This is a genomic window from Arthrobacter oryzae (assembly GCF_031454875.1).
Classification (GTDB): Bacteria; Actinomycetota; Actinomycetes; order Actinomycetales; family Micrococcaceae; genus Arthrobacter; species Arthrobacter oryzae_D.
Genome location: NZ_JAVDRQ010000004.1, coordinates 63,066 through 81,708, shown reverse-complemented (window position 1 = coordinate 81,708; position 18,643 = coordinate 63,066). Strand labels below are relative to the sequence as shown.

General features: G+C 66.4%; 18 protein-coding genes. 5 read left to right on the top strand and 13 right to left on the bottom strand.

Annotated features, from left to right (window positions below; genetic code table 11):
- Positions 1-83: 83 nt before the first annotated feature.
- From J2805_RS08515 to J2805_RS08485, 7 genes are all read right to left on the bottom strand, one after another.
- The gene (locus J2805_RS08515) at positions 84-2,315 is read right to left on the bottom strand and encodes an FtsX-like permease family protein (RefSeq protein ID WP_309975108.1); all 2,232 of its coding nucleotides are present in this window, start codon (positions 2,313-2,315) and stop codon (positions 84-86) included.
- The gene (locus tag J2805_RS08510) at positions 2,312-3,070 is read right to left on the bottom strand and encodes an ABC transporter ATP-binding protein (RefSeq protein ID WP_309975105.1); all 759 of its coding nucleotides are present in this window, start codon (positions 3,068-3,070) and stop codon (positions 2,312-2,314) included. Before J2805_RS08510 ends, J2805_RS08515 begins: the two co-directional genes overlap by 4 nt.
- Positions 3,067-3,594 carry a PadR family transcriptional regulator gene (locus tag J2805_RS08505; RefSeq protein ID WP_309975101.1) on the bottom strand — a complete coding sequence of 176 codons (528 nt, stop codon included), beginning with the start codon at positions 3,592-3,594 and terminating at the stop codon, positions 3,067-3,069. Before J2805_RS08505 ends, J2805_RS08510 begins: the two co-directional genes overlap by 4 nt.
- 68 nt (positions 3,595-3,662) lie before the next feature.
- Complete coding sequence (locus J2805_RS08500; RefSeq protein ID WP_309975098.1) at positions 3,663-4,598, bottom strand: prenyltransferase/squalene oxidase repeat-containing protein; 936 nt, start codon at positions 4,596-4,598, stop codon at positions 3,663-3,665.
- Between the two features lie 81 nt (positions 4,599-4,679).
- On the bottom strand, positions 4,680-5,399 hold the full coding sequence (locus tag J2805_RS08495; RefSeq protein ID WP_309975095.1) for a TetR/AcrR family transcriptional regulator: 720 nt from the start codon (positions 5,397-5,399) through the stop codon (positions 4,680-4,682).
- A 135-nt stretch (positions 5,400-5,534) separates the two neighbouring features.
- The gene (locus J2805_RS08490; RefSeq protein WP_309975092.1) at positions 5,535-6,896 is read right to left on the bottom strand and encodes a glutamyl-tRNA reductase; all 1,362 of its coding nucleotides are present in this window, start codon (positions 6,894-6,896) and stop codon (positions 5,535-5,537) included.
- 163 nt (positions 6,897-7,059) lie between these two features.
- Positions 7,060-7,461 carry a cytochrome c oxidase subunit 4 gene (locus J2805_RS08485; protein WP_309975090.1) on the bottom strand — a complete coding sequence of 134 codons (402 nt, stop codon included), beginning with the start codon at positions 7,459-7,461 and terminating at the stop codon, positions 7,060-7,062.
- 205 nt (positions 7,462-7,666) lie between these two features.
- Between J2805_RS08485 and J2805_RS08480 the strand changes: the two genes are divergently transcribed.
- Positions 7,667-8,233 carry a dihydrofolate reductase family protein gene (locus tag J2805_RS08480; RefSeq protein ID WP_309975087.1) on the top strand — a complete coding sequence of 189 codons (567 nt, stop codon included), beginning with the start codon at positions 7,667-7,669 and terminating at the stop codon, positions 8,231-8,233.
- Between the two features lie 30 nt (positions 8,234-8,263).
- On the opposite strand, the gene J2805_RS08475 is transcribed toward J2805_RS08480, so the two are convergent.
- Together J2805_RS08475 and J2805_RS08470 are read right to left on the bottom strand one after the other, a co-directional pair.
- On the bottom strand, positions 8,264-9,154 hold the full coding sequence (locus J2805_RS08475; protein WP_309975084.1) for a hypothetical protein: 891 nt from the start codon (positions 9,152-9,154) through the stop codon (positions 8,264-8,266).
- A gap of 31 nt (positions 9,155-9,185) precedes the next feature.
- Positions 9,186-10,319 (bottom strand): acyl-CoA dehydrogenase family protein, encoded by a 1,134-nt coding sequence (locus J2805_RS08470; protein ID WP_309975687.1) that lies wholly within the window; start codon positions 10,317-10,319, stop codon positions 9,186-9,188.
- A 160-nt stretch (positions 10,320-10,479) separates the two neighbouring features.
- Between J2805_RS08470 and J2805_RS08465 the strand changes: the two genes are divergently transcribed.
- From J2805_RS08465 to J2805_RS08450, 4 genes are all read left to right on the top strand, one after another.
- The gene (locus tag J2805_RS08465; protein WP_309975081.1) at positions 10,480-12,219 is read left to right on the top strand and encodes an AMP-binding protein; all 1,740 of its coding nucleotides are present in this window, start codon (positions 10,480-10,482) and stop codon (positions 12,217-12,219) included.
- 30 nt (positions 12,220-12,249) lie between these two features.
- Positions 12,250-12,756: a MarR family winged helix-turn-helix transcriptional regulator gene (locus J2805_RS08460; RefSeq protein WP_309975078.1), complete on the top strand. Its 507-nt coding sequence runs from the start codon at positions 12,250-12,252 to the stop codon at positions 12,754-12,756.
- 88 nt (positions 12,757-12,844) lie between these two features.
- Positions 12,845-13,273 (top strand): DUF1761 domain-containing protein, encoded by a 429-nt coding sequence (locus J2805_RS08455; protein WP_309975075.1) that lies wholly within the window; start codon positions 12,845-12,847, stop codon positions 13,271-13,273.
- Between the two features lie 157 nt (positions 13,274-13,430).
- A complete protein-coding gene (locus J2805_RS08450; protein ID WP_309975072.1) occupies positions 13,431-14,063 on the top strand; it encodes a class I SAM-dependent methyltransferase in 633 nt (210 codons plus the stop codon).
- Between the two features lie 11 nt (positions 14,064-14,074).
- Here J2805_RS08450 and J2805_RS08445 read toward each other — a convergent pair whose 3' ends face one another.
- The 4 genes from J2805_RS08445 to J2805_RS08430 are packed head-to-tail and all read right to left on the bottom strand — an operon-like array spanning position 14,075 to position 18,459.
- On the bottom strand, positions 14,075-14,854 hold the full coding sequence (locus J2805_RS08445; RefSeq protein WP_309975068.1) for an enoyl-CoA hydratase: 780 nt from the start codon (positions 14,852-14,854) through the stop codon (positions 14,075-14,077).
- Positions 14,855-14,913: 59 nt separating this feature from the next.
- The gene (mmsB, locus tag J2805_RS08440; protein ID WP_396134286.1) at positions 14,914-15,855 is read right to left on the bottom strand and encodes a 3-hydroxyisobutyrate dehydrogenase; all 942 of its coding nucleotides are present in this window, start codon (positions 15,853-15,855) and stop codon (positions 14,914-14,916) included.
- A 4-nt stretch (positions 15,856-15,859) separates the two neighbouring features.
- Positions 15,860-16,960, bottom strand: a complete 1,101-nt coding sequence (locus J2805_RS08435) for an enoyl-CoA hydratase/isomerase family protein (protein WP_309975062.1) — start codon at positions 16,958-16,960, stop codon at positions 15,860-15,862.
- Positions 16,960-18,459, bottom strand: a complete 1,500-nt coding sequence (locus J2805_RS08430) for a CoA-acylating methylmalonate-semialdehyde dehydrogenase (protein ID WP_309975059.1) — start codon at positions 18,457-18,459, stop codon at positions 16,960-16,962. The genes J2805_RS08435 and J2805_RS08430 overlap by 1 nt, the downstream gene beginning before the upstream one ends.
- Between the last annotated feature and the right edge of the window lie 184 nt (positions 18,460-18,643).

Here is an 18,643-nt window from a genome sequence, read left to right as displayed (position 1 = left end):
GCCATCACACTCGCACACCAGACGATCACCAGGGAACGGGTGTTTAGACCCGTCCGGCCGGGCAAATAGTTCTCCTGCGGGGGTCACTCGAACCGCGTGGACGTGATTGCGGTGCCTGCACGGATGAGACCGAAGGTTGATCCGACGGCGGCCAGCGCCAGGAAAAGGCTAAGACCCAAGGCCACAAAGTAATCGGCCGCCGGCCACGTCACCCGATAGGTGTCATTGATACCCGTGACCATCAGCCAGGCCACGAGGAACCCGAGTGCTATGGATAGCACCAGCACAGTCAGGAGAGGGACGGCTGCCTCACGCGTGATGATCCGGCGCAGGACGGACACAGGCATCCCCATCAAACGCATCAGGCCAAGGACTCGTTTCCGGTCCAGCACCGCGGAAGCGGTGGCTACGGCCAGGGAGAGACCGGCGATGGCAATCGCCACGAACATGCCGAGATAGGCCAGCACCGCCAGGCCCTGAACCAGGCGGGTGGAGGACTGCAGTTTGATGTCCAGCGGAGAAGTGCCGGGGATGGCTGTGACCCCGGACCCGTCCAGGGCTGTCCGGGCGCGGTCCATGGCCTGGGGTGTCCCGTCGGTGCCGACCACGATGACTACCGGCGCCAGTCCGTCCAGGTTCCGGTCAGGAGCCGGGGCCAGTGCCAGTGGCTGCGTTGTCCAGTAGTAGAGGAATGACGAATCAACGGTGACGAACTCCGTTTCCGGGATGGCCGCGAATCCCAAGCCGGGAGCATCCGCAGCACGAAGCACGATTTCCGGGCCCGCACCGCGCTCATGGAGCGCTGCCGGGCCGTAGCCGATGGCCGCGCTCCGGATTCCCTCCAGTTGACCGGCCCGATGCGCGGCCTCCGACACCCGCTCCGGCGTGGCGCCGACGCCCACCGTCGCGTGGAGGCTGGTGGGCTGGAGCAGGCCGGGGCGGGCTGCCGGCGCGTCTGTGTCCTGAATGATGCTGGAGGCTCCGGCGAAGACGGAGACGACGAACACCGCGATCACCAGCCCCGAAACGGAACGGAATGTTGCCACGGGCGTTCGTTGGATCCGGCTGGAGGCGATGACTGCTGCCGCGCTGCGTGCCTGCCGAAGTCCTATCCTGCTCACGAGCCGCGTCAGCCACGGGCCGATGACCACGATGCCCACGAGGATCAGCGCAAATCCGCCGATGAGCAGCGGTGATTCAAGCCAAGGGACTCGTGCTTCCAGGACACGGATGATCACAACGGCCGTGATCATGGCAGCCAGTCCGGCCAGTAACGGCATGATCCGCCACGCCCTGGGTGCTCGTTCCTGCATGGCCCGCGTGATACCCAATGGGCCAATGTCTTCCCGGGAAGTGCGGTAGGCGGCCACAAGGGCCGAGGCCGTCACCACCAGTCCGACGACGGCGGTGGCAGCCTCCCAGCCCGTGCCCAGGTCCGCTTCGAACATCCTGGTGCCGTTGACCATGATCTGGGCGGTGGCCGGCCTCAGCAGACCGGCGAGGACCACGCCAAGGACAGCGCCGATAAGACTGGGCGCTGCGGTTTCGACGGCGGCGATGCGCGAGACCGTCTGCGGCGATGCGCCAATCAGCCGCAGGGTGGCGAAGCGTTCCCTGCGCTGGGCTGCACCCAGGCCGGTGACGATACTGATCAGCAGCAGTACGGGAAAGAACACCGCGATGGCACCAATGAGCAAGACCGTGCTGTACGCGGCCGCGCTGGCTCCATAGGGGTTGGTGGTGAAGCCCGAGACCAGGGTGGCTCTCCCGCTCTGGCGGAGTTCGGCTTCCGTTGCTCCGGTGACGACAATCAAGGAATCCGGGCCCGGCAGGGCAGCATCGCCTACAGTGCCGGCGAACCGCCCGAAACGGTCGCCCAGCTGGTCCCGTGGCGTGGTTTCGATCAGGCGTTGGAGTGCCGGAGACGCATAATATTCGCCAGGAGCCGGCGGGCTGGGGATTCCGGGGATCCTGGCCGTTGTCGGGCTGAGCGCGGCGAAGTCCCGACGGTTGATCAGCTGATCACGGAACACCTCCAGATTTGACCTCATGAGCACTGTGTCGGGAGTCAGCGGAACCGGTGTGGCGGGCCCGGAAGCGGCCGGATCGCCGGTCGCCGTCGCAACTGACACTGCGGAACTGCCGGTTTCCCGCAGCCAGGCACCGCGGTCGTCGCGGGCGCTGAGTCCGTTGGCACCGCCCCACAGCAGCAACAACAGGCAGACGCCGACGGCGATGCCGGCAGTGATTCCGGCGAGCCTGCCGTAGGAGGAGCGACTGCCGACGACGGCCAGCTTCAGCATCCCCCGGTTCACGCGGACACCCGGTAGCCGGCGCCGATCCCGCCGTCGCGCACCACTACTTCCCTGTCCGCGTAAGCGGCAGTGCGCGCATCGTGAGTGATCATCACCACGGTCGTGCCGAACTCCCGGACCAGCTCCAGCATGATCGTCAGTACGTTCTCGGATGCGAGGGAGTCCAGCGACCCGGTGGGCTCGTCGGCGAACAACACGGCAGGGGATGTCACCAGCGCGCGGGCCACGGCGACGCGTTGGGCCTGGCCGCCGGACAGTTCACCGGGCAGCTTGGCACCCAGCCCGTCCAGTCCCAGCCGGTCAAGCATGTCCGCCGCCCGGCCAACTGCCTCAGCGCGCCGGGTTCCACCCAGGAGCATGGGGATGCAGACGTTATCCACTGCCGAGAGCTCCGGCAGCAACTGGCCGAACTGGAAGACGAACCCGAAATCGGTCAACCGCAGCCGGGACCTTTTCGACTCACCGAGGGCGCTGATCTCGAGCGGGGACCGCCCGGCGGAAGCCGAGGTTCGCCCGGCGGGGACCGAGGTTCCCCTGGCGGGGGGCCTGTAGGTCACGCGGCCGCCCGTCGGGACGAGAACTCCGGCAAGGCAGTGCAGCAGGGTGGACTTGCCCGAGCCGGACGGTCCCATGACAGCCAGCACTTCGCCCGGGAGGACGTCGAGGTCGATGCCTCGCAGGGCTTCCGTCTGGCCGAAGGAGTGGCGAAGTTCGCGTGCGCTGAGGATGGGTGCCGGGGTGTCAATCGTGCTCATGCGCTCTGGAGCTCCTTCTTGAGTTGGGTCAGGCGGGCCATGGTGAGGTCGATCCAGCGCAGGTCTGCCTCGATATGGAACAGCCCGTGATCGCACATAAGCACCTGCAGCAGGTCGGCGTCCTTCTTCAGGCGCGTAAGCTCACGCATCCTGGCCATGTGCTCGGAACGCTGCACGTCCAGCAGCCGGTCGGCGTCGTCGTCGATCAGCAGCGCGACAACGGTCTTGGCGAACAGCTCGCTCTGCAGCGCCTCGGACGGCACGTCCGGGGTGAACAGCCACTGGTGGACCCTGGCTTTCCCGGACGGGGTGACTTCGTACTTCTTGCGGTCCGGACCGCCGCCTGTCTCCTCGCCCAGTGCCCGGATCAGTTCGTCCCGGACCATTCTGGCAAGGGTGGAATACACCTGGCCGAAGGCCAACGCCTTCTGTGTTCCGAAGTAGCGGTCATAGGAGTGCTTGAGGTCGTAGCCGTAACTGGGCTCTTTGCTCAGCAGCCCGAGAAGGGTAAGTGTGTTGTTCACACCTCATCTATACACTGAGTACATAGTTGCGTCCAGCACCGCCACGCGTTCCGCTGCCGAGCTGACGCCTAAGCCCGTTCGTACCACTCGAGCACTCGCAGCGCCCGGAGGGTGTTCCACCGACTGGGGCGTCCGTCCCCATCCTCCATGGCGAAATGGATCCGGCCGGGATGGGAATTTTCCAGCAGCCAGGTGCCGTTCGGTTGCCGTTTCGAGCGCACTACCTGCACCGCCTCGGCGATGCGTTCGTCCGGGCGGTTGCCTGCGGCGCGGAAGTAGTCGAGGCCGCGCAGCACGTCGTAAAACCAGCGGGTCGGGTAGGAGAACTCCAGCCAGTCGCTGTCGATCAGCTCGCCGGTGCTCAGGCGCCGAAGGAGCCGGCGCTCGAGCAGGTACTCCTCCGCACGCTGCCGGGCCTTGGCTGAGGCTGGTGAGCCACCGGTCACGTGTTCGTGCTCCAGGAGGCCTTCGAGCACGTTGATGGTTGTCCCGAACGACGACCGTACGGAGCCACGTTCCGCCTCGCAGTTCCACCCGCCGTCGGCGAGTTGCTCACCAACCAGCCGCTCCACCACACCGTCGACGTCCTCGCCGAAGTAGGCGCCAAGCATCACGGTCATCCCGTTGATGCACGGCTCCACCTCACCTTCGAAGAAAGGCTGACCGCCCTCCTCCCAGCGGCTGTTTTCGCGAACGAGGGCCACGGCTTTGCGGGCCTCGGCACTGCGGGGGTCGAGCCCGAAGTCACGCAGCAGCAACAGGCTGTAGGTGGTTGCAGTCCAGGGCTGGCCGCACTCGGACTCGTCGAACGGCGACGGGTAATAGGTGCCCCCATCCCATTGGCCGTTTTCATCCTGCAGCGCGAGCAGCCGGGCGCCCCAGCCTTCGGTGGCGACGCGCGCCCGCTCGGCCCGGACGTCCGGGGCCGGGGCATCCGCGAGGTCCCGGAGGACTTGCCAACGGATGGCGGGGTCAGAGTCGAGCAGCCAGTCCAGGACCTCCATCCCCAAAAGCTAACACGCCCGTGTTGGGGTTTGACAGGGAGAGCGCGCTTACCGCTCAGCGAGCCGGCCGGAGTCGGCGGTCTACCGCTCAGGCTTCGCCCGGTTCGACGTCCAGCCCTCCTCGTGGAAACGCCCGAACCCGTCCAAGAGGAGGTCCAGGGCGAACTCGAACTCAAACTGATCGTCGCAGCCCTGCCCCACCACCGAACCGTCGTCGTGATTTGCTGCCGTCGCGACCGCCAGAATGTTCGGATACCGCGCTGCCATCTCCTGGTACATGACCGCCTGGACTTTCGCCGTCGTCGGGGCCGGTGCCGCATTGGCCGAATCGTCGAACAGCTCCTGGGTGAAACCCCACATGCGGCTGCCGAGTGCGTGCATAACGTGATGCGTAAGGTCCACGGAGAAGCCGCCGGCCAGGAACATCCCGATAAACGAGTCCATGTATCCCAGAACTGCCGGGGTCCTGTTGGTCCGGGATTCGAGCACCTGCCGCGCCCATGGATGCCGCAGCAGCGACCTCCTCGCCGAGAGGATCCTCAGCCGGACCGCACTCCTCCAGTCGGCACCGCTGACCGGAGGGTCGATCTCGCCGACAATCACGTCGACCATGCCGTCGAGGAGTTCCTCTTTGTTGGCGACGTGCTTGTAGAGCGCCATCGGCACCACGCCGAGCTCCTGCGCGAGCCGTCGCATGCTGAGGGCGTCGATGCCCGCCTCATCGGCCAGCACGACGGCGGCGCTCAGGACGCGGTCCCGGTTCAGCGGGATGCGGCGCACGGCTTCCGCCTGCTGGGTCATGTGCTGCCTTCCGTTTTGCCGCTTCTTCCCGATAGGTGTACTCCGTACACCTAACATCAGGCGGTTGATCAGCTGTGGTTCTCACAGCTTAGGAGGAATGCGTACGACGCCGCGTGCCGCCGTCGACCAACGACGTTAGCTCCGCAAGGCTTTGAATGGTCCCGGGACCCGGGGGTCCCGCCCACCGCCGGCGGGCGCGCTAATGCCAAAGAGGGCTTCCAATGCCGCCAGGTAATCATCCTGCCGGCCCACTGCGGCGAGTTCCCTGGCGCGGACAGTTGGCGTATGAAGCAACTGACGGACGATCCGCCTCAGGGCGAGATTCACGTCCTCGGCCGCCGCGGTGCGTCCCCGCTGATTCCTGACCCGGTCCATTTCGAGGTCGAGAACCTGATGAAGGTGCCGGCGAAGAGCAACGATGCCCAGGTCAGCACTGCGGAGCCGCTCTTGCTCCTCAAAGCGGCGCGCAGCCTGCCGGACCAGCGCACGGGCATGGTGCAGGGCCGCGAGATCCGGCCCCGGAGCACTCAGGTGCACCGATTCCAGCGTGATCAGCTCGATGCCTTCCAGGCCTGCAACCTGGGGCTCAAAGTCATGGCCGGGTGCGAGGTCAATGACGGCCAGCGAACCGCGGGCCTCCTGTCTCCAATGTGCCAGCGCGGAGGCGCCGATACGGGCCCCGTTGCCGCTGCAGCCGATGAGGATGTCCGCCTGCCTGACCGCCGCCGCCAGCGCCCCGGGCGTGAGCGCCGTTCCTCCCCGGGCGGCGGCAAACGCCTCTGCACGGCCGGATTGGGAGAAGACCGAAATGTTCGAACATTGCTTGTCCTTGAGCAGCCGCGTGATGCAACCCGCATAGGACCCCGTCCCGAGGACGACGACGGCGGCGTCAGAGAGGGCTGTCCAGCCGGGCCTGTTGGCGGCCAGCTCCAAGGCCACGGAGGCGATGGACCGGCCGGCGGCACTAAGGGTGGTCCGGGCTCCGATCTCCTTTGCCGTTCTGGCGGCTGCCTGGAAGAGGCGGGTCAGTTGGCCGCTGGCCGTGCCGGCTTTCTGTGCCTCGGCCAGCGCCCGGCGGACCTGGCCGGTGATTTCACGCTCGCCCACCACTGCTGACTCCAGGCCGCAGCCGACCGCCATGAGGTGTTCCGCGACAGACGGCCCTGATTTGAACTCGAACCAGGAGGCGAGTCGCGGTCGGGGCACTTCTGAGCAGTGAGTCAGGGAATCCAGGATGTCAGAAATGATGGCGCCAGCTTCTCCTCCTGGCAGCACATCGCAGAAGACTTCGAATCGATTGCACGTGGACAGAACCACGGCGCCGGCCACGGTTGCGCTGGTGTCGAGGATGTACCGGGGCAACTTTGCAGCCGCGGCGTGGAGCCGGCGGGCGGATTCCATGTCGAGGTCACGGCACTTTGCCACGAGCACCACCAGCCCCGGGCTCCCGCCGACGCCCTGGATGGCTGAGCCCTCGTCGTGAGGCAGTCCGGACAAAAGGCATCCCTCCCCAGAAGTGTCCTTGCCGGCTCCGTATCCAACCGGAGCCCGCAGCTAGGAACAGATTCGTATGGCCACCTTGGGGAATTCTTGACCGCCCGGCCCGCCCGCGCCGTTCAATTGGCGCTATACGCCACGGCGATAGCCCGCGCCGCGCCTGTTAGTGCGCGTGGTCCCCGCGGCTGTACTCGAAAACCCAGCCAATGAGTGCAACCAGGGCGAACCCGGCGCTGACGTAGAGGATCCAGAACCCGATGGCCAGTCCCAGGAACCCGCCGGCGGCGGAAAAGCCCACTGCGATCGGCCACCAGCTCCACGGACTGAATTGGCCCTGCTCACCGGCCCCCTCGTGGATCTCCGCGTCGTGACGATCCTCCGGACGCATCCCGATCCGCTTGCCCGTGTAACCGAGGTAGCCGCCGATCAGCCCGGCCAGGCCGCCGACCAGCCACAACGCCAGGAATCCCACCGGTTCTGTCCAACTTGTGACCAGGCCGTAGACCACGCCAACGGGCACGAAGAATATAGCCAGGCCTCCGAAAATCCAGGATTCGATTCTCATGACCCCTCCTTCAGCGGCAAATCATTTGGGGGTCACCCCCAGCAGCTGCCCTTAAACCAACTCTGATCCTTGCCCGGCCGCGGCGGAAGGGACAAAGGACCCCCTGGGCGTGGCAGGACTCCTGTTCCAACGGATCCTTGAGTGATTCACTGGAAACTACGACGGCGGTCCTGTCCGGAACCCGCCGCGCCACGAAGGGATCGGCATGCGAAAGATCATCCTGATGTTGTCAGTGTCGCTGGACGGTTACTTCGAAGGGCCGGATCGGGATATCAGCTGGCATCTGGTGGACGAGGAAGTGCATACGCATTTCAACGATGAGTTGCGGAACATGGGCGGATTCATCGACGGCCGGGTCACCTACGAGATGATGGCGGAGTTCTGGCCGACGGCGGACCAGGATCCGGAGAGCAGCCCGGCCATGGTCGAATTTTCCGGTATCTGGCGCGACATGCCCAAGTTCGTCTTTTCCCGGACTCTCACCACGGCGGAATGGAACACACAGGTGATCCGCGACGTCGTGCCTGAACAAATCACGGAACTGAAGGCGCAGCCCGGCGGCGACCTCGCCCTGGGCGGCGCTAACCTGGCCGCCACGTTCATGCGGCACGGCCTGATCGACGAATTCCGGCTTTACGTCACCCCGGTGGTGCTCGGCCGGGGACGTCCGCTGTTTGAGTCACCGGATGTCAGGATGAACCTCAAGCTGGTGGGGACGCGGACCTTCGGCAACGGTGTGGTTCTGCTCCACTACGAGCGCGGCCAGGACTAGCAGGCAACAACGACGCGCGCGCCGGGACTTCTACGCACCGGGCGGCCGGTTCAGCGCGTCCGCGTCCCACGTTAAATCCGCACCTTCACTGATCCGCAGGGCTTCCACACGGGGCGCCGCCACCAGCTCGGCGATCAGGGCTGCGCTTCCCGCCACCACCGTCGAATCAAAATCGATTTCCGTGACCAGCACCCAGGACCTGTCCTCGGGCCAGAGCAGGCTTGGCGACTGTGGCCAGCGCGGATCGTGGTGCCATGGCGCTGCGCGCGTCCAGGCTGGATCCGTGAACCCTCTAGGCGCTGCCGAAAAAAGGAAATGGCCCCGCCCGGGCAGCTCAAGACGGGGACCGTCAACCACGTTCGCCGGCAACAGTCCCGCTTCCGCAGTTTCGGTCCGGCTCCACACACCGGCCGCCGCCTCCCCGTCCGACGCACCGAAGGTCAATCGGGCATACCCCGCCGCGCTGGTGAGGCCGCCCCACCCCTCCCAGACGGCCGCCACCCCTGCGTCGGGAGTCGACGTGTGGCGGCACAGGACGGCCGCAGCTGCAGCAAGAACGTCCACGTCGAGGTTTCCCTCCAGGGGTGCGGAGTACCGCCACCCGTCAGCGTCGAGGATTTCTCCGTACGGTCCGGACTGCGGACCGACCAGCCGGTGGAACTGCGCCAGGGGGTGCATGGTTTTGCCGAACCTGGCGGCCACGGTTGCCCACGTAGCCGGTTCACTGTCCATCTCGACGAGCAACGACCGGTCGTGCCGGTGCCATGACAAAGTGCCGGCCGGCCTGTCCCGGGGTGCCGGATGGAACACGCGGGCATAGGCGGGATAACCGTGCGGCACGGCAAAATGCATGTCCCGCGCCGTCGGATCGAGCAGCACGTGCAGCCAGGCACCCGGTTCCGCATCAGCCAATGGGTCCATGCGGCCACCCTACTGAGCGAAGCTCAAGCCCTCAGACGAACGCCGACTTCCCCGTTACGGCACGGGCAACGATCAGCGAGTTGATCTCGTAGCTGCCCTCGTATGTGTAGAGAATCTCCGCGTCGCCAAACAGCTTGCCCATCTCATAGTCGCTGCTGATGCCGTTACCGCCCATCAGCGACCTGCCCATGGCTACCGAGGCCCGCGCCAGCCGCGTAGTGGTGGACTTCGCCATCGCGGCCTGCGCCATCTCCAGTTTCCCGTCCTGCTGGATCCGGGCCAGTTGCGCCATGAGCGCCAGGGAGGCGCTGGCGTTGCCCAGGATTTCGGCCAGCTGCTGCTGGATCAGCTGGAATCTCGCCAACTCCTTGCCGAACTGCTTCCGTTCCAGGGCATAAGAACGGGCGACGTCGAACGCGGCCAGCTGGATCCCGGCACCTTGCCAGCCCACCCAGGCGCGCGAGTCACGGAGCAGGTCGTTGGCTTTGGAAAAATCCGTGGCCCCGGGAAGGAGGTTGGATTCCGGAATCCGCACGTCGTCCAGCCGGATGTCCGCATTCTGCATGATCCGCAGGCCGATTTTGTTGCAGATCTTCGTGGCGGAGTAGCCAGGTCGGTCCGTCTCGACAATGAAGCCCTTGATCTGCCGGTCGGCCTCGTCCCGGGCCCAGACCAGGGCGAAATCGGCAATGGTGCCGGCACCGATCCAGCGTTTCGCCCCGTTGATCACCCATTCGCCGTTCTCGAGCCGGGCTGACGTTTCGAGTCCGCCGGCGATGTCCGAACCGTGGTCCGGCTCCGTCAGCGCGAACGCTCCCAGCTGCGTGAACGCCGTCAGTCCGGGAAGCCAGCGCAGCTTCTGTTCCTCGGAACCGAGCTCGTCGATCATCCCGACGATCAGTTCGTTATGGATGCCCACCAGGGCGGAGAGGGAAACGTCCGCGCGGGCCACTTCCACGTACATCAGGCCCTTGAAAAGCGCCGACGTTCCGTCCGTCTGCAGCCCGCCCAGCCCGTATTTGCCCATTTCCGCCAGCAGGCCGAAGGGAAATTCCTCGCGGTTCCAGTACTCGATGGATGCGGCGCGGATGCGGGACTGCAGGAAGTCGCGCACCTCCAGATAGCGGGACCTTTCGCCGGCGGGCAGCAGGTCCACTATGTACATCAGGTCCGCGTCCGGAAACGGCGGCTGCTCCGGCACTGTGGTGGTTTCCCCGCTGTCACGTCGTTGTGGCTGCACCGGCACGCATCCCTTCGCTCTTCCAAACCCTTGGATGTCCTAGTATATTGCACAGTGATGTGGATCACTAGGCGAAAGGGCCCCCATGACAGTCACCGACGACTTCCGGGCCGCGAGGGACAGGCTTCTGGCCCTGCGCGAGGACTACGGCCAGGCGCGGAGCGAGTTCCAATGGCCGCGCTTTGACGAGTTCAACTTCGCCCTCGACTGGTTCGACCGGATCGCCGCAGACCCCGGCAAGGGCGGCAAGCCCGCCCTGGTCATTGTGGAACAGGACGGCAGTGCCACACGGCGCACCTTCGCCGAACTGTCCGAGCGCTCAAACCAGGTGGCCAACTGGCTCCGGAGCCAGGGGGTCCGCCGCGGCGACCGCATGATCATCATGCTGGGCAACCAGGTGGAGCTGTGGGAACTGATGCTGGCCGGCATCAAGCTGGGCATCGTGATGATTCCCACCACCACCCTGATGGGCCCGACCGACCTGACGGACCGGGTGGAGCGGGGCGAGGCGGGCTGGGCCGCCGTCGGAAGTTCCAACATCGGCAAGTTCGCCGACGTTCCCGGGAACTACAAACTGATCGAGATCGCCGACACCGGCCCTGCCGCAGTTCCGACACCGGCCGAAGCGGCGGCCGCCCAATACACGGAGTCCGCCGGCGCGCCGGGCGGCTTCACGCCGGACGCCCCAACGAAGGCGGATGAGACCCTGCTCCTCTACTTCACGTCCGGGACCACGTCCAAGGCCAAACTCGTGGAGCACACGCACACCTCGTACCCCGTGGGCCATCTGTCCACCATGTTCTGGATCGGGCTGGAACCCGGGGACGTGCACCTCAACGTCGCCTCGCCCGGCTGGGCCAAGCACGCGTGGTCCAACGTGTTCACGCCCTGGATCGCCGAGGCCTGCGTCTTCATCTACAACTACAGCCGGTTCGACGCCAAGGCCCTGATGGAACAGATGGACCGCGAGAAGGTAACCAGCTTCTGCGCCCCGCCCACAGTGTGGCGCATGCTGATCCAGGCCGACCTCACCGTCCTCCGGAACCCGCCCACCAAGGTAGTGTCCGCCGGGGAGCCGCTCAACGCCGAGGTGATCGATCAGGTGCAGCGCGCCTGGGGCCAGACCATCCGGGACGGCTTCGGCCAGACCGAATCGACGGTCCAGATCGCCAACACCCCCGGCCAGCCGATCAAGATCGGGGCAATGGGCAAGCCGCTCCCCGGCTACGACGTGGTGCTGGTTGACCCCGCGACAGGGGAAGAGGCCGACGACGGCGAGCTCTGCCTCCGCCTGGACCCCCGCCCCGTGGGGCTGATGAAGGCGTACTACGGCGACGCAGAGAAGACCGCGGACGCCTTCCGGGACGGCTATTACCACACGGGCGACATGGCCAGCAGGGACGAGCGCGGGATCATCACCTACGTGGGACGCGGCGACGACGTGTTCAAATCCTCCGACTACCGGTTGTCCCCGTTTGAGCTGGAAAGTGTCCTGATCGAACACCCGGCGGTGGCCGAGGCCGCCGTCGTCCCCTCCCCCGATCCGCTCAAGCTGTCCGTGCCGAAGGCGTTTGTGGTCCTCGCCGCCGGACACCAGCCCGGCCCGGAACTGGCTGAAGAGATCCTGCGGTACTGCCGCGACCATCTGGCACCGTTCAAACGCATAAGGCGGCTGGAGTTCGCGGATTTGCCGAAGACCATCTCAGGCAAGATCCGGCGGGTGGAACTCCGGCACAGCGAAGAACTCCGGCACGGCAGCGGACCATTACCGGCGGGCTTGGGCATTGAGTACTCGGACACGGAATTCCCGGGTCTGAAAAGTTAGGCTGGAGCAAACCACGAGTCAGGAGGTGCCATGGGAAACCCGCTTCCGCGCGATCCGATTGCCGACGCCCAGCGCAATTGGGAGCAGCACGGCTGGGGTGACGTCGCCGCGCCCATGGCAGCCATCACGGCCATCATGCGCACGCAGCAGATCCTGCTGGCCCGGATCGAGGGCGTACTCAAGCCCTTCGGCCTGACCTTCGCCCGCTACGAACTCCTGGCCCTGCTGAGTTTCGCCCGCAGCGGCGCGCTGCCCATGAACAAGGCGAGTGCGCTCCTGCAAGTGCACCCCACGTCGGTGACCAACGCCGTCGACCGCCTCCAGGACGCCGGCCTGGTGGTCCGTTCCCCGCATCCGACGGACGGCCGCACCACCCTGATCGAACTCACCGCCGAAGGACGCACCCTGGCCAAGAGTGCGACGGCGGCACTCAACAGCGAGGTATTCGGCCAGTCCGGTTTCGCCAACCAGGACGTGGACCAGCTGATCCGGATCCTGGGGAAATTCCGCCGGAACGCCGGCGACTTCGCCGACTGACCACCGTGTTGCCGCGAACAACGCGGCGGCCCGCCCTAGACTTCGGAGGACTACGCCATACCCTGGCGCTGGACCCGAGGAGAGCGCAATGATTCCGGAAATCAACATCTGGGCCGTACTGCTGGCCACCCTTTCCAGCATGGTAGTGGGCTCGGTCTGGTACACCCCGAAAGTCTTCGGCAACTACTGGATGAAGGTCGCGAAGGTATCCCCGAGCGGCGAGGCAAAGGACGCGATCAAGCCGATCCTCATCACCCTGGTAGTCAGCTTCGTCAGCGCCCTGGTGCTCGCCGGCTCGGCCGCCATTTCACAGCACTTCTACGGCGGCAACTTCCTGGCCAACACCCTGATCACCGCCGTCATCCTCTGGGCCGGGTTCACCGCAGCCCGCTTCATCACGCACGACGCCTTCGAAGGCCGCCCGGCCGGCCTGACCGTCCTGAACTGCGCACACGAGCTGGTCACCCTTGCGGTCATGGGCCTGATCATTGGGCTGTTCGGCATCAGCGCGGCCTAACTCCACCCCGCGCCCACGCCGCGACCGCGGTCCCCGAAGCAGGGGCGGCAAAAACGGACGCCGTCACGGCGTATCGTGGCATAGTCACGGCATAGCGTGGGCCGTCCCTGACGGCACGCTACCCGGACCTGAAGCACGGGCAGCGAGGAGACCACGGATGAAGTTTGACGAGTCGTTCTGGGATGAACGCTACCGCCAGCACGGTTCGGTGTGGAGCCGCAACCCGAACCCGAATCTGGTAGCCGAGGCCGGAGGCCTGCGCCCGGGCTCGGCCCTGGACGTAGGCAGCGGCGAAGGAGCGGACTCCATCTGGCTGGCACGCCAGGGCTGGAGGGTCACGGCCGTGGACATCTCCACGGTGGCCCTGGCACGGGCAGCCGAAAGGGCGTCAGAGGACACAGAAGCGGCCGGGCGGATCACCTGGGCCCACCACGACCTCACCAGCTCGCCCCCGCCTGCGGGCACGTTCGACCTCGTGTCCGCCCAGTTCATGCACCTGCCCCTAACCCAGCGGACCGAGCTGTACCACCGGCTCGCCGCGTCCGTGGCGCCCGGAGGGACCCTCCTGATCGTGGGCCACCATCCCGCGGACCTGGAAGCGGGCATTCCGCGGCCAAGCGAACCGGGACTGCTCTTCACGCCGGAGGAAATCGCCGGCGGGCTGGACCGGGACGAATGGGAAATCGACGTCTGCGAAGCGCGCTGGCGCTCGGTGACAGGTGCCGACGGCGGCTCCGTCACCGTCACGGACTCAGTGCTTCGCGCCCACCGACGGGCGCCGCGGCCCTAAGGTCACCGTCCCTAGCGGTGCTTGAATTCCGGCTGGCGCTTCTCCGTGAAAGCGGCCATGCCTTCCTTCTGGTCCTCGGTGGCGAAGAGCGAGTGGAAGATCCGCCGTTCGAAAAGCACCCCTTGCGCCAGACCGGTTTCAAACGCCGCGTTGACTGCTTCCTTGGCGACCATCGCCACCGGCTTGGACTTGGAAGCAATCACCTCGGCGGCCTTCAGGGCCTCTTCCACAACGTCCGCCGCGGGCACCACCCTGGACACCAGGCCGGCCCGTTCCGCCTCCTCGGCATCCATGAACCGCCCGGTGAGGATCAAATCCATGGCCTTGGACTTGCCCACGGCCCGGGTCAGCCGCTGTGAGCCGCCCATGCCCGGCAGCACGCCGAGGTTGATCTCCGGCTGCCCGAACTTCGCGTTATCCCCGGCGATGATGAAATCACACATCATGGCAAGCTCGCAGCCGCCGCCCAGGGCGAAGCCGGAGACGGCCGCCACCACGGGGATGCGCAGCCTGGTGAAGTCCTCCCAGCCGCGGAACCAGTCCGCGGCATACATGTCCATATAGCCCTGGGCAGCCATCTCCTTGATGTCCGCACCGGCAGCAAAGGCCTTGCCGGACCCGGTGACCACCACGGCGCCCACGTCGGGGTCCGTGTCCATAGCCGTGACGGCAGCCACGAGTTCATCCATGGTGGCTTTGTCCAGCGCATTCAGCGCTTCGGGCCGGTTCAGCGTCACCAGCCCCACACGTCCGCGCCGCTCCACCAGAATGTTCCCGTACTGTTCCGTCATGCCTGACTCCTCACGTTGTTCTGCTTCGAAAACTGCTGCCGCGGCTTGGCTTCCCGGCGCTAGTGCTCCGACTTGTCCCGGATGTCCGTGATGATGCCGGAGAAGTCACGGCCTGCTCCGCCCTCCGCCGCAAACGTATCGTAGATCTCCGACGCCAGCGGCCCCATCCGGGCGGCCACTCCGGTGCTCTGCAGCGCGTTCAGGGCCAGCTTGAGGTCCTTCGCCATCAGCGCCCCGGCGAAGCCCGGCTGGTAGTCCCGGTTGGCCGGACTGGTGGGGACAGGCCCCGGAACCGGGCAGTTGGTGGTGAGCGCCCAGCACTGTCCGGACGCCGCGGACGCGACGTCGAACAGGGCCTGGTGCGTCAGCCCCAGCTTCTCGCCGAGCACAAAGGCCTCGCTCACCGCGATCATTGAGACGCCCAGGATCAGGTTGTTGCAGACCTTCGCGGCCTGGCCCGCGCCGTGGGCGCCGCAGTGGACCACGCGCTTGCCCATCACCTCCAGCAAGGGCCGCACGGCCTCAAAGTCCTCAGGAAGCGCACCCACCATGAAGGTCAGGGTTCCGGCCTCGGCCCCCACCACGCCTCCGGAGACGGGAGCGTCCACTGCCCGGTGACCGGCCGCGACGGCGAGCGCGGACGCCTCCCGGGCCTCGTCCACGTTGATGGTGGAGCAGTCCAGGAACATGGTGTCCGGCGCGGCAGCGTCCAATAGCCCGGGCTGGCCGTCCGTTCCGCGGTAGGCGTCCAGGACGTGCCGGCCGCTGGGGAACATGGTGAGCACCACGTCGGCACCGGCAACCGCTTCCGCGGGCGTGGCCACGGTGGGAATCCCGTGCTCCTTGGCCGCTTCCAGCGCTGCGGGCACGACGTCGAAACCCGCCACTGTATACCCGGCCCGGACCAGGTTCACGGCCATGGGGCCGCCCATGTGCCCCAACCCCAGGAACGCGACGTGCGCTTTTCCTCCGGATTCTCCGGGTTCTGTGGTTTCAGGCATTGCTTCAGACATTGCGTGCCTCCTTTGGCTGCAGATTCAGTTCCCGCTCCCCCAGCGGCTCGAAGAACCTTCCGACGTCGGCAGCGGAGACCTCGTGCAGGGTGGCGGGCTTCCACTGGGGATTGCGGTCCTTGTCCACCACCTGCGCGCGGATGCCTTCGCGGAAGTCCGGTCCGGCCAGGAACCGCAGGCCCACGCGGTACTCCTGTTCCAGTGCTTCCTCCAGCGTCAGGTCCTTTGCGCGGCGGAGCGATTCCAGCGCCACTTTCACGGCGGTGGGCGACTTCGCCTCGATGGTGGACGCGGCATCTGCGGCTTCGCCGGAAGCACCCCCGTCAAAGGCGCGCAGCCGGCGGAGGATCTCCTCGGCGTCGTCACCCTGGTAGCAGGCGTCGATCCAGTGCCGCTGCCCGCCCAGCGCCGAGGCCGGCGGCTTTTCGCTGAAGCGTCCGACGGCGGCTTCCGCCGTTTCGCTTTCCAGCGCGGCCGCCAGCGCGGCCAGGTTCCCGGAGGGCACGAAATGGTCCGCCAGGCCCAGGAAGAGGGCGTCCGCCCCGCTCAGGTGGGCGCCGGTGAGGGCCGCATGGGTGCCCGCCTCCCCCGGCGAGCGGGACAGCAGCAGGGTGCCGCCGACGTCGGGCACAAAACCGATGGTGGTCTCCGGCATGCCGGTGCGGGTACGTTCGGTGACCACGCGCACGGAACCGTGCGCCGAGATCCCCACACCGCCGCCCAGCACCAGCCCGTCCATGAAAGCCACATACGGCTTCGGGTATCCGGCGATCAGGGCATTCAGCTGGTACTCGGTGCGCCAGAAGTCCGCCGTTGAATCACCGCCCGTCAGCATGTCCTCGTAGATGGCCACGATGTCGCCGCCGGCGCACAGCCCCCGATCCCCGGCGCCGTGCACCAGGACGGTGGCCACGCCGTCGTCGTCCGCCCAGGCGGCGAGCCGCTCCAGCATGGCGGCAGCCATGCCGAAGGTGAGGGCATTAACGGCCTTGGGCCGGTTCAGCGTGACAACGCCAAGATGGCCGCGCCGTTCAAACACCACGTCGTCAGTGGGGCTTGCTGTGTTCGCACCTGCGGTAGGTCCTGCACTCATCAGCTGCCTTCCGGCATCACGTAGCTTGCGCCCTGGCGGATGCCGGAGGGCCAGCGGCTGGTCACGGTCTTGGTCTTGGTGTAGAAACGGAACGCATCGGCGCCGTGCTGGTTGAGGTCCCCGAAGCCGGAGGCCTTCCAGCCGCCGAACGTGTAGTAGGCGATCGGCACCGGGATGGGCACGTTGATGCCCACCATACCCACTTGGACACGGCTGGCGAAGTCCCGGGCGGCATCACCGTCGCGGGTGAAGATGGCCACGCCGTTGCCGAACTCGTGCTCGCTGCAGAGCCGGAGCGCTTCGTCGTAGTCGGCGGCGCGCAGCACACTGAGCACCGGGCCGAAGATCTCCTCCTTATAGATCTTCATGTCCTTGGTGACGTTGTCGAACAGCGTGGGGCCAACCCAGAACCCGCCGTCGTAGCCGTCAACGGTGAGGCCGCGGCCGTCCGCCACCAGGGTGGCGCCCTGGTCCACGCCGGACTGGATGTAGCCTTCGATCCGTTCCTTGGCAGACGCCGCCACCACCGGTCCGAAGTCCGAATTCCTGTCCAGGCTGTGGCCCACTTTGAGGTGCTTCACGCGTTCTTCCAGCTTGGAGACCAGGGCATCGGCGGTGTCCTTGCCCACGGGGACCGCCACGGAAATGGCCATGCACCGCTCGCCGGCCGAACCGTAGCCGGCGCCCATCAGCGCATCGACGGCCATGTCCAGGTCCGCGTCCGGCATGATCACCATGTGGTTCTTGGCCCCGCCGAAGCACTGGGCGCGCTTGCCATGGGCAGCCGCGGTGGCGTAGATGTATTGGGCGATCGGGGTGGAGCCCACGAAGCCGATGGCCTTGACGCGCTCATCCTCAAGCAGGGCGTCCACCGCCTCCTTGTCCCCGTTGACCACATTGAAGACGCCGTCCGGCACGCCGGCTTCGGTGAACAGCTCGGCCAGGCGCAGCGGCACTGACGGGTCCCGCTCCGAAGGCTTCAGGATGAACGCGTTGCCCGCGGCCAGGGCCGGTCCGGACTTCCAGAGCGGAATCATCGCGGGGAAGTTGAACGGCGTAATGCCGGCCACCACGCCCAGGGGCTGGCGCATGGAGTGAACGTCGATGCCGGACCCGGCATCATCGGAGAACTCGCCCTTGAGCAGGTGCGGGGCGCCGGCGGAAAATTCCACCACCTCGATGCCGCGCTGGATGTCGCCCTTCGCGTCCGGCAGGGTTTTGCCGTGCTCGGAGGACAGCAAGGCGGCGAGCTCGTCCATGTGCTCGTTCACCAGGTCCACGAACTTCAGCAGGATCCGGCCGCGGCGCTGGGGGTTCATGGCGCCCCACGCCATTTGGGCCTTTTCTGCGCTGGCGATGATATTGCGCACCTCTTCGGCGCTGGCCAGCGGCAGCCTGGCCTGGACCTCGCCCGTACACGGGTCATAGACGTCGCTGAAGCGCCCGGAGGTGCCTTCTACCCGCTGTCCGTCTACGTAATGGGAAAGCTCACGAACCATGACGGAATGCTCCTTTGCATGTGACCTACATCATCCTCGAAGCTGAATATACTCGGACTTCCTACTAAATTCCAGAGGGCTGGCGCGGGTGCCGGCGCTAGCCGGGCACCGCCGTCGGGAGCGGCCGACGCGGGGCACTTTGACGTGATTTCCGGGCCTCCGGGCCTAATCTCCCGGCGTGTCC